This is a genomic window from Hahella sp. CCB-MM4 (assembly GCF_002260525.1).
Taxonomy (GTDB): domain Bacteria; phylum Pseudomonadota; class Gammaproteobacteria; order Pseudomonadales; family Oleiphilaceae; genus Hahella.
Window position 1 is genome coordinate 434,752 of the sequence record NZ_MRYI01000001.1, and the last position, 10,781, is coordinate 445,532.

General features: G+C 50.9%; 8 protein-coding genes. 6 read left to right on the forward strand and 2 right to left on the reverse strand.

What is annotated here, in order from left to right:
- Positions 1–38: 38 nt before the first annotated feature.
- Positions 39–2,105: a dehydrogenase gene (locus BTA51_RS02000; protein ID WP_094705707.1), complete on the reverse strand. Its 2,067-nt coding sequence runs from the start codon at positions 2,103–2,105 to the stop codon at positions 39–41.
- A gap of 354 nt (positions 2,106–2,459) precedes the next feature.
- On the opposite strand from BTA51_RS02000, the gene BTA51_RS02005 reads away from it, so the two are divergent.
- The 6 genes from BTA51_RS02005 to BTA51_RS02030 all read left to right on the forward strand — a co-directional run bounded on the left by BTA51_RS02005 (position 2,460) and on the right by BTA51_RS02030 (position 10,019).
- Positions 2,460–2,711: a hypothetical protein gene (locus tag BTA51_RS02005; protein WP_094705708.1), complete on the forward strand. Its 252-nt coding sequence runs from the start codon at positions 2,460–2,462 to the stop codon at positions 2,709–2,711.
- A gap of 64 nt (positions 2,712–2,775) precedes the next feature.
- The gene (locus tag BTA51_RS02010; RefSeq protein WP_094705709.1) at positions 2,776–4,020 is read left to right on the forward strand and encodes an alpha/beta hydrolase; all 1,245 of its coding nucleotides are present in this window, start codon (positions 2,776–2,778) and stop codon (positions 4,018–4,020) included.
- Between the two features lie 65 nt (positions 4,021–4,085).
- Positions 4,086–4,724 (forward strand): TetR/AcrR family transcriptional regulator, encoded by a 639-nt coding sequence (locus BTA51_RS02015; RefSeq protein ID WP_094705710.1) that lies wholly within the window; start codon positions 4,086–4,088, stop codon positions 4,722–4,724.
- The gene (locus BTA51_RS02020; protein WP_094705711.1) at positions 4,721–6,097 is read left to right on the forward strand and encodes an efflux RND transporter periplasmic adaptor subunit; all 1,377 of its coding nucleotides are present in this window, start codon (positions 4,721–4,723) and stop codon (positions 6,095–6,097) included. The genes BTA51_RS02015 and BTA51_RS02020 overlap by 4 nt, the downstream gene beginning before the upstream one ends.
- Position 6,098: 1 nt before the next feature.
- Positions 6,099–9,218: an efflux RND transporter permease subunit gene (locus tag BTA51_RS02025; protein WP_094705712.1), complete on the forward strand. Its 3,120-nt coding sequence runs from the start codon at positions 6,099–6,101 to the stop codon at positions 9,216–9,218.
- A gap of 138 nt (positions 9,219–9,356) precedes the next feature.
- A complete protein-coding gene (locus BTA51_RS02030; protein ID WP_094705713.1) occupies positions 9,357–10,019 on the forward strand; it encodes an SDR family oxidoreductase in 663 nt (220 codons plus the stop codon).
- Between the two features lie 49 nt (positions 10,020–10,068).
- On the opposite strand, the gene BTA51_RS02035 is transcribed toward BTA51_RS02030, so the two are convergent.
- Complete coding sequence (locus tag BTA51_RS02035; protein WP_094705714.1) at positions 10,069–10,728, reverse strand: spondin domain-containing protein; 660 nt, start codon at positions 10,726–10,728, stop codon at positions 10,069–10,071.
- Positions 10,729–10,781 lie beyond the last annotated feature (53 nt).

Sequence of the window (10,781 nt, forward strand, 5' to 3'; positions counted from 1 at the left end):
TATCTTATTCACTGTTCCGCATTCATCTCCTACTCGGATTATCCCGCCACTCGTCGACGCGTGGTTTTCACTGCTTTTGCACGTTTCTCCAATGCTAATTGACGGACTCTTTGCAGGTCCTCGTCAGTATAGACACCATTCACACCAGAGATTGACGCCAACTGCATACCGTGTTTCAAACCCAATTTATAAATTTCGCGGACCTTTTCCCATTCAATATTGCGTCCCAGCGTGAAATTCTCATACCGCCCCTCCAACGCCAGAACAATCGTCTCTGCAAGGCAGGCATAAACCACGTTTTTTGTCAGGCCAATGTTCTTCATTTTGACATCTCCCGGCAGACGAATTTCCCCTGACTCGATCACAAGAACATCTGGGCGCTTGGCCACATCTTCTGCCGGAATATCCAGAGGACGAGCCACATCCGTGATCACGCATCCCGGTTTCACCTGCATGATATCCAGAATTTTCTTGCCCGCTCCCGAGGTAGCCGTAACCACCATATCCATTTCGGGAAGGTATTTATCCGTGTGGGCCATGACATGAACCACAGTCCCCGGAGTTTCTAGCTCGATATCCTCTTTCAGCGCCAGCAATTTACCCGCCTCCGGCGATACCAGATAAACTTCTTCCGCTGCTTTGGCCAACAACCGGGCACAAACCGAACCTATCGCGCCGGTTGCACCGACAACCATAGCCTTTCCGGCCATTTTCCCTGTGGCTCCCACTTTCACCAAACCCAGTTTTTTCATGGCATCATGAGCCGCCCACAGAGCCCCGGAAGCACTATAACTATTGCCCGTTGTGATCGGCAGGGGCGCTCGTTTGGCTACGGTGATTCCCGCATCTCCAACGACTTTTGTGAACGCACCGAGCCCCATGATCTGAGCTCCCAGTTTTTTGGCCATCTCAGCTGCTGCCAAAAGCCTGCGATAGGTAAACTCCGGGCCATGAGACATGATCTCTTTCGGCGTTCCCCCCACCGTAATCAGCCATCCTTCCGCCTGGGCTCCGGTGGGAGACTCAATGCCTGTCACTTTCGAATATTTTATCGGCGGCGCGTAGGCCATAATTTTTTCCAGTACATTCATGGCCCCTGGAGACGCGACCTTGGTCACCAGATCCAGAGGTTTGGCCTTTCGAAAGTACTGTTGGGACAATGGGTGAATGACAAAGGCAAACCGGCTTTTTCTTTTGAATCCATGGGGATACAAGACTCTTGGCTCAAGTCCAAGATTGGTAATAATTTCCAGAAAATCATCATCCGTAATTTCCTGCCGTCCTCTCTCAAGGGCTGCCAGGATCATGGCTTCCAGAACAACGATACTGACGGTCTGGTCAAATGGCTGGGGGGCATAATCCAGAACGATATCCACCCCTTTATCGCCTAATGTCTGCAGCCGCACATCAGAGACAGCTGAGGTCAGAACGGTTTTGCCGGCCAGCTCTTCCAGTCCATAAGGCTCCAGCTCTTCATATCCTGCTACCACCATGTCAGCTTTCTGCAGCGCCTTGCGCATAATGAACTGATTCCATTCCTTCACCGGCGATAAAGACGGAGACAATACTTGAGGCGGGGTCCATCGCAGCAGCTGATGGCTGCCTTGGGCAAACAGTTCAAGGGCACCGAATGATCCAAGAAATTTTGGGATGCCCATCTGCAACACAGGGTCTGCAAACCTCAGATTCTCTGTAAATTCGGCCAGCACCCTGGCCGTGCGGTAATGATTCATTCCGCTGAAAATCAGTACGTTGCAGTTATTAAAATACCCTTTCTGGGTATTCTGAACGTGGCGTACGGTCCATTCCTGCAATATTTCACGGAGCCTCGTACCGCTGGTAACAGGAGCCCCTTGGCTGAGACTTTCAAACTCCTTGATCAGTTTTTGCTGGAGTTCAAATGGCCCGACATGTTGATGATCCCTGATCCCCTCCAGGGCAATAGCCTCACAGCCGGACTGCCACTTGTCGATCAGTTCCCTGGCCTTGTCGATGTCGTTGTCCACACCGATGCGCTTAACCTGGAACGCTTGCCCCAAAAACTCCGTTGTAAATTCGTAGTCCTCTTCCGAGGTCCCCAGACTGATGCTGATGACGGTTTTCATACCGGCACTCCTTTTATCTTTATTTTTTCCTATTTATACAGGAAATCAGACTCCGGAATTTTGCCTGGATCAATGTTTTATCAATTAGCTGACAGGCCACCGTATACAGGCTTATAGCCAACAAGCAGACGGATGCTTATCCCCTGTAGGAAATATCCTACATGTATTAAGGAAATGTAGACTTTTTCCTTTGCCCCTGATTGCCTAATATTCATCCTGCAGGGACGCAAAAGGAATCAAAGGATTCAGGGAACTCACGGAAGTAGACAGTTCAGGGAAGAAAGCATTCATAGACGAAAGCACTCAGGGATGACAATCAGGGACTGACGGCAAGGATGCTCGCATGGAAGACGCATGCCACAGGGCTGGGCCTTAAAGGATTTAGTATTGCGTCGGGTGCAACAAGGATGTTTGCCCCGTCAATTTCCTTTCTTCGACATTTCACATTTCCTATACATCCCATTCCCTTTTACTGCTATTTACCTCCAGCAGGCAAACTTACTCAAGAACACTTCTGTTACTGCTCGTCTATTTATTGCTCGTCTATTACTGCTCGCATTGGGGCTTTTGCCTGATCAATTTATTCTCATACCGCTTGGCGAATAACTCCCAGTGCTGCTAATTTACTGCCTTTTACAATCGACTCACAGCCCTCATCCCGGAGTGGATAATGCCCTGGTTTTTAGGTTTTGCCCTGTTAAGCGCCTGGTTCAGCTATAACCTTTATCGTCCGATACAAACCCAGAAATACGGGGCTGCCATCAGTTTTCTGAGCGGGCTACTGGTAGGCGAATTGGCTCTGCATCATCTGGTCATGCAAGTGATCATCACTCTGTTCTTTGTTTACACAGGAACCGTTACCGGGTTTGGAGGCGTATTGGCCTTAGCGCTACTCATCGGATCCTGGGGAGCGATGGGGTATTACTATATGGCATCCGACACTGCCAAAGACCATATTGAAGAAGGGCTGAAACAGGGCTTGGGCGATTCCTATCTGAATGATATTTCTCCCCATCTGAAAAATGCTCTTACCGACAACCTGGACTGGAAGCGCCTTGTATTCCCTCACCAAGCCTTTCGATCACCAGAAATCACCACTGTCAGGAATATTGTCTACCACGAAGTGAGCGGCATGCGTCTCAAGCTCGACATTCGACATCCACGTGATATGCCGAAGCAGTGTCCGGTTCTATTTCAGATTCATGGTGGAGCCTGGACCTATCGCATGGGTAGCAAAAATGAACAAGCGCTTCCCTTGATGAACTATCTGGCTGAACAGGGGTGGGTATGCGTCAGTATCGACTACCGGCTCAGCCCTAAGGCAACCTTTCCTGACCACATCATCGATTGCAAGCGTGCCCTGCAATGGGTGAAACAGCATATTACAGAATATGGCGGTAACCCTGATTTCATTATCGCCACCGGCGGTTCTGCTGGTGGTCATCTGAGCGCCCTACTCGCACTCACACCGAACCTGCCCGAGTTCCAGCCCGGATTCGAGGACTTTGAGAGTTCAGTTCAGGGATGTGTCAGCTTCTATGGTATCTACGATTTCATGGATGATCGAAAACTGCAGACTCACACTGGCTTGCATGACATTTTGCAGGATTCCATCCTTAAAACTTCCAAGTCCGATAACCCTGATCTGTACCGATTAGCCTCACCCATCACACATATTGGCCCCCACGCTCCCCCATTTATGCTTTTGCAGGGGGATAAAGACACATTGGTATCCCCCCGCGAGACCCGCATGTTTGCCGACGAATTGAGAAAAGCGTCAACACAGCCGGTAGCCTTTGTTGAACTGCCAGGCGCACAACATGCCTTTGACCTGTTCCCCTCATTACGAAGCGAACTGGTCCTGCACGGTGTCGTCAGATTCCTGAACTGGGTTTATAGCCGGCACTCAAAATAAAACTGTTGATTTTTTATCCCGAACCAGTACCATGCGCATTTAATTGATCAACTGATTAACTAAATATGTCGAAATCTAAAAGCCGTGGTAGACCGAGTGATCCCGGACTACAGGAAATGCGTAAGAACCAGTTAATCAATGCTGCCTCAGAACTTCTAAAGTCCAAAAGTTATCGCAGTATTACTATCCGGGAGGTAGCAGAGAAAGCCGGCACCCAGTCCGCAATGGTCAGCTACTATTTCGGAAACAAAGAGGGTCTGTTCATGGCAATGTTTGAAGCCCATGCAGACCGAGAACTGGTGCAACTGCAAAAAGCATTAACCAGCAGTAATCCTCTCCTGGCTTTTATCCAGACACTGCTGAAGATATTTTCCGAATCCCCCCACATCTCGCGATTGCTGGTTGATGAAGTGTTAACCCGAAATGGTGAGATGCAGCGGAGGTTTATCGATATCCTGCCCCGGCGTATGGCCAAGCTGCTGCCCAGCATTTTAAGCGCACAGCAGGACCTGGGCTTGCTGCGCAAAGATCTAGACCCCAAATGGGCTGCATTTTCCTTAATGACCATGCTTATTACTCCCTTTGTGGCCAAGCCGGTAAGAGAAGCCGCCTGGACGATCAGTGACGAAGATCTCGCCGGTGAGGCTTGGGCTCAACATATCTACAACTTATTTCTGTTCGGCGTCGGCGGAGACAACCAATGAACAACTCCCACCTCCCTTCTTCTCTATTAACCAAACGATGGCTGTTACCGGTCGTTATCGCATTGGGCATAGCCACAGCTGTCGCTATTGTGAAGTCGCGTCCTCCGATGGTGCATCAGGAACCCGATGACAGTGGTGTAAAGGTGGGGGTAATCCCGGTGAGGACGTACGAGGTCAAACCAGAAGTGGTCGGCTATGGCGAAGTGGCTCCAGACGTACTTTTGGATCTTCGCGCGGAAGTCAGCGGAAAGGTGACTTATGTTCATCCCCAATTGAGAAAAGGCGCTGTATTGCCTTCGGGCACCCTGGTGCTGACCATTGACGCCAAGGATTACCAGCTTGCATTGAAACAGGCAGAAGCCACTCTGGCCCAAAGTCAGGCTAACCTGGACGAGCTTACGCTGGCACTGGAAGATGCCCGCATCAATTTGAATCTGGCCCGGGAGAAAATGGAAATCAGCGAGAAAGAGCTACAACGCAATGCCGCTCTGCTGAAAAAAGGCTCCATCTCCAAATCCACCTATGATTCACAGCGCACAGCGCTCATTCAACAGCAGCAGGAAGTACAAAACCTGGAGAACCAGGTCAAAACCCTGCCAGTCAATATCCGGGTCCAGGATGCACAGATTCAGAAGTCCCAGGCTGAAGTGGAAACCCAGTTGCGTAATCTGGACAGGACGAATATCACTCTGCCATTTACTGCCCGGATTACGGCTCTGAATACCGAGGAGAATCAATACGTCAGTCTTGGCAGTTCACTGTTCTCAGCTCAGACCATTGATAGGGTGAAGGTGAATGCCCAGTTTGCTTTGGACGACTTTCGCCTGCTTGCCAACAGTTTCGGAGAAATCAGCATCCAGGAAGATAGCATCACCTGGAACGGTCTGCCCCAAAGCCAGAGTCTGTTCGATCAACTGGCATTGACAGCCAGTGTCCGCCTGGTCGGTGTCGAAGACAACATTTGGCCCGGAAAAGTTGAGCAGATCAGCAATAATCTGGATCCATCCTCTCGAACTATTGGAGCTACCGTCGCCGTGGCGGATCCCTATAAGAACATTAAACCCGGCGTTAAACCTCCCCTGGTGGAAGGCATGTACACCGAAGTTCACCTCAGGGGCAAACCAGTCCCCTACCAGGTAGTCCCCCGCTCTGCGGTCCATGAGGGCCAGGTATATGTAGTTACGTCAGATAACCAACTACAAAGAATCAGCCTGAAGGGCTATGTGCAAGGTGACATGCTGCTTTTGGAGAATGCACTGGCCCCTGAGTTGAAAGTCGTCACGACAGATCTGTTTCCCGCCATTGACGGAATGAAACTATCACCCTACGACGATACCAAAACCGAACAAATGATCCAGCAATGGGTGCAGTAACATGATCCGATTCTTTGCCGCTCATCCCACTGCTGCCAATCTACTGATGGGATTATTCATGCTGGTCGGGATTGTGACCCTGCCGGATATCAAACGGGAAACTTTTCCTGAGATTGATGAATTCGAGGTCACGGTAACCGTTCCCTACCCTGGCGCAACTCCCGTTGATGTCGAGCAGGCCATCTGTAAGCCATTGGAAGATGCCATGGATGGGATCAGTTTCATGGAGGAAAAGCGCTGCCAGTCGCGGGAATCCACCGCCATCATGACACTGAAGATGCTCGAGGAAGGTAACTTCGATAAATTTATCGATGATGTTAAGACTGCCGTAGACGGTATTGACAGCTTTCCTGAAAGCAGTGAATTGCCTATCGTCGAAGAAAAGGGGCGCACCCAGGAAGTCATCACTCTCGCGGTAACGGCAGAACTCCCCAGATCTGAACTTAAAACCCTGGCTGAACAGGTGAAACAGCGTATTTTGCAGACGACCTCGATTCCACTGGTGGATATTGAGGGATTCGGAGAACGCGAATTTCAGATCCAGATACCGCAATACAACCTGCGCCAATATGGTCTGAGTCTCCAGGACATTGCCGGGCTGGTGGGACAACAGAACCTGGATATGCCGGCAGGAGACCTGACTACCGACAATCGTAAATACCAGATTCGTTTCAATGATGAAAAACGGACCGTAGAGGCGTTGGCTGAACTCATCGTCATCCAGGGAAATGACGGAGCCGAAGTACGACTTGGGGATATTGCCACCATCAACAGTGGTTTCGACAACGAAGACACCCAGGTCACCTATAACGGAGTTCCCGCTGCCTTTCTTAAAATCAGCAAAAACACCCGGGACGACAGCCTAGATATTCTGGAGCAGACCAAGCAGTTTATCGAGCAGGAAAAACACCGCCTGCCCACCGAGGTCAAACTCTATCTGACCAAGGACTTCACCAGTATCATCAAGGACCGGATCAACATGCTCTCCACCAATGCCTGGCAGGGGTTGATCCTGGTATTTGCGGTCATGTGGATGTTTTTCAGCACCCGCTATGCCTTCTGGGTTGTCATGGGATTGCCGGTGTCCTTTCTGGCCAGCGCCTTTGTTCTGGGGCATATGGGCATCAGTATCAACATGCTGTCGATGGTGGCGCTGCTACTGGCGCTGGGGATATTGATGGATGACGCAATCGTCATCAGCGAAAGTATCGGAAGCCAGCGGCATAAAGGGAAATCTGCACTCAGGGCGGTTATCGACGGCACTCAAATGGTAGCGCCCGGCGTATTCTCATCCTACCTCACCACTCTGTGTGTATTTGCCGGTCTATTAACCATCTCCGGCAACATCGGCCAGCTACTCGTGGTGATCCCCATCGTGCTGATATCGGTGATTACGGTCTCTCTGATCGAGGCATTCTTTATTCTGCCCCACCACCTTTATCATTCGATGCACACTCACGAAAACGAGAAACCATCGAAATTGCGGGAAGCCTTCGAACTGCGTTTCGATCATTTCCGTAAGAAGATTGATGGCCTGGTTGCGGCTTTGATACGCATACGCTATGTCTTTGTGGGGGGAGTGATCGCCACCTTTGCCATTTCTGTCAGCATGCTGGCATCGGGCATCATCCCTTTCTCCGCGTTTCCTTCCGTGGAAGGGGATATTCTGCAGGCTCGTATTCTGATGCCCACCGGCACGCCATTGGCCGTCACCAAAGAGATGGTAGAAGACCTCAATCAGCGCCTGCAAACCGTTGCCAAGCCCTATAACGACAATCAGGGAGAGGACATTATCAAGGCGGTGACCGTCAACTACGGCCTCAACGCCGACGCCTTTGAAACAGGCCCCCACCTGGCGACCATCAGCGTGGACGTTTTAACGGCAGAAGCCCGAAATTTCTCCATCATTGATCTCAAGCATGACTGGATAGAACAAGCCAGGGACGTTCAAGGTGCCTGGAGTATCGCCATCAAAGAGCCAAGCATCGGACCGGCAGGCCGGGCAATCGAAATTCGCCTGAAAGGACCTGACCTGGACAATCTGTCGAGGGCCTCCCACGAAATCCAGGACTGGCTGTCCGGTTACCCCGGTGTTAATAATTTGTTGGATGACCTCCGCCCAGGGAAACCCGAGTTCACCCTTCACTTGAAGGAGGGAGCTTATAGCCTGGGCCTGAACGCCCAGACGATTGCCTCTCAGTTGCGTGCTGGTTTTCAGGGTAGCGATGTCATCGAGACCAGCGTGGGTCAGGAAGTCTATACTGTCGTGGTGGAACTGGATGATGCTTCAAGAGACCAATTATCCGATTTCGATCGTTTCCCCATCATTCATCCCAAAACCGGGGTCGCTGTGCCGCTATCCCATGTGGCCGAAATTATTCCCACGCGAAGCTACTCGCGAATCCATCGGATCGATAATCAACGTACCGTCACGGTGCTGGGCGATATTGACAGCCGGATTAATAACACCAACGCCGTACTGAAAGATCTGCAGAAAAACTTCCTGCCGCAACTTTCCGAACGTTATCCGGACATCACTGTCAATTTCAAAGGAGAAGTGGCCGAAGGCAATGAGACCCGGGCATCAATGCTGAAAGCCATGCTCATGGGACTGGCCGGAATATTTGTCCTGTTGAGCTTCCAGTTCCGTTCTTACTATGAGCCGATTATTGTGATGCTGAACATTCCGCTGGCCCTTATCGGCGTAATCTGGGGGCATTGGCTGATGGGGCTGGATGTGACCATGCCGTCACTGCTGGGGTTTGTGTCTTTGGCGGGGGTGGTCGTCAATGATTCCATTCTGCTGGTGGAGTTTGTCAAACACCGGGTGGCAGAAGGCATGCCTCTGCACGATGCGGCGGCCAAAGCCAGTCACGACCGTTTCCGGGCGGTGCTGCTGACGTCCCTGACCACCATCGCAGGTATGACACCATTATTATTTGAAACCAGTCTGCAGGCCCAGGTACTGATCCCCCTTGCCACCAGTATTGTATTCGGTATCGCCAGTTCCACATTACTGGTCCTGTTCGTGATCCCCTGTTGCTATGCGATTCTGGAAGATTTTGGTTTGGCCAATCCAAACCGGGAACATGCTGGAGACACTCTACAGGAAAACACCTGATGCATCTGGTTGGCGCAATCTGACAGAACAGGTATTCTTTTGATAGGTATTCTGGGAACGCTTACTAGGTATTTGGGAACGTTTGCCAGGTCTTTGGATACGCCTGATAGGTGTTTTGAAAACAAAAGGAGGAATCACATGGCTTATGTCGTCATTACCGGTGCCAATCGGGGTATCGGGCTGGAATTCGCCCGCCAGTTTGCGGACCGGGGAGATGAAGTTATCGCACTTTGCCGAAATGCCTCAGCAGAACTGAAAAAGCTGGGTGTGAAAGTGATTGAGGGAGTGGATGTTTCCAAAGACAGCTGTGTGGCAGCCATACGTGGCGCCCTGGAAGATCAGCCTGTCGATATCCTCGTCAACAATGCTGGGGTTCTCCATCACGAATCACTGGAAACCCCCGACTGGGACAATATCCGCCAGCAGTTCGAAGTCAACACCCTGGGTCCGCTTCGAGTCACTTCAGCTCTACTGCCAAATCTGCACGCGGGCGCTAAAGTTGCGCTGATTACCAGCCGCATGGGTTCTGTCGCAGACAATACATCGGGAGGGTACTACGGCTACCGTACATCCAAAGCCGGTCTTAACGCGATAGGCAAATCCATGGCGATGGATCTGCGCTCCAAAGGTGTTGTCGTTGCCCTCCTTCACCCTGGATATGTCGCGACCGAAATGACGGGTTTATCCGGCGACATTACACCTGATATCTCAGCCGGCCGACTGATCCAACGTATTGATGAAATGAGCCTGGATAATACCGGTGAGTTCCGTCACTCCAACGGTGAGAGCCTGCCCTGGTAACCAGGACAGTGCTCTATCACCGAAAGTAAGAGGCCATTAATTCGACACATCAATGGACTCGGGTAATTGTCACCTTGGCAACGGCATCACGCCAGTCGTAGGCCGCCGGTGACAAATCCCCTTCGCCATGAATCCCCGGACTGATGTATACATAGCCTTCCCCCGTAGCTCCCGGTGAGGCCCCTTCGCCTCCGCAGGTAGGACCGGGAATATTGACACAGAGTTCGTCGTCAGTTTCAGATCCGGCATCGTATCCCCGGGCAAAATAGGTACTGGACTGGAACCAGGGTAAAGGCACCGCATTCAGAGCAACAAAAGAATCGTTCGTAGGCAATAGCATTCCAGCAAAACTCAGATAGCGGAATCGATTGCTCGACTCGATTTCAAACTCCACACTTTGGCCTGGCCCCAACAATCCTGAAGTCACCGTTGTCGAATGTACCTTATAAGGCTGTGCATCCAGTACAGCACTCAGTGGTCCCGTATCCCCACCTTCAGCCAGCAAAGCAATTTCATCACTGGCAGGCTGACCAAGTTCAAAATATCTCACAGAAGACTTGTGCGTTGCCGCCAATAAAGGAGTAAAACTGATTCCCTTGGTGATATTGGTCACCACTACCCGATAGGTCTGGTTATAGCTGTAGCCATCGGCAAAAACACTGCTGGAAGCCAGCAGCAAAGCTGCCGTAGTGAGTGAAGTTATTTTCATTAGGCTCTCCCCATATTTCCTTCAATTGAATAGAGACTGCTGAAGAGCAGCCT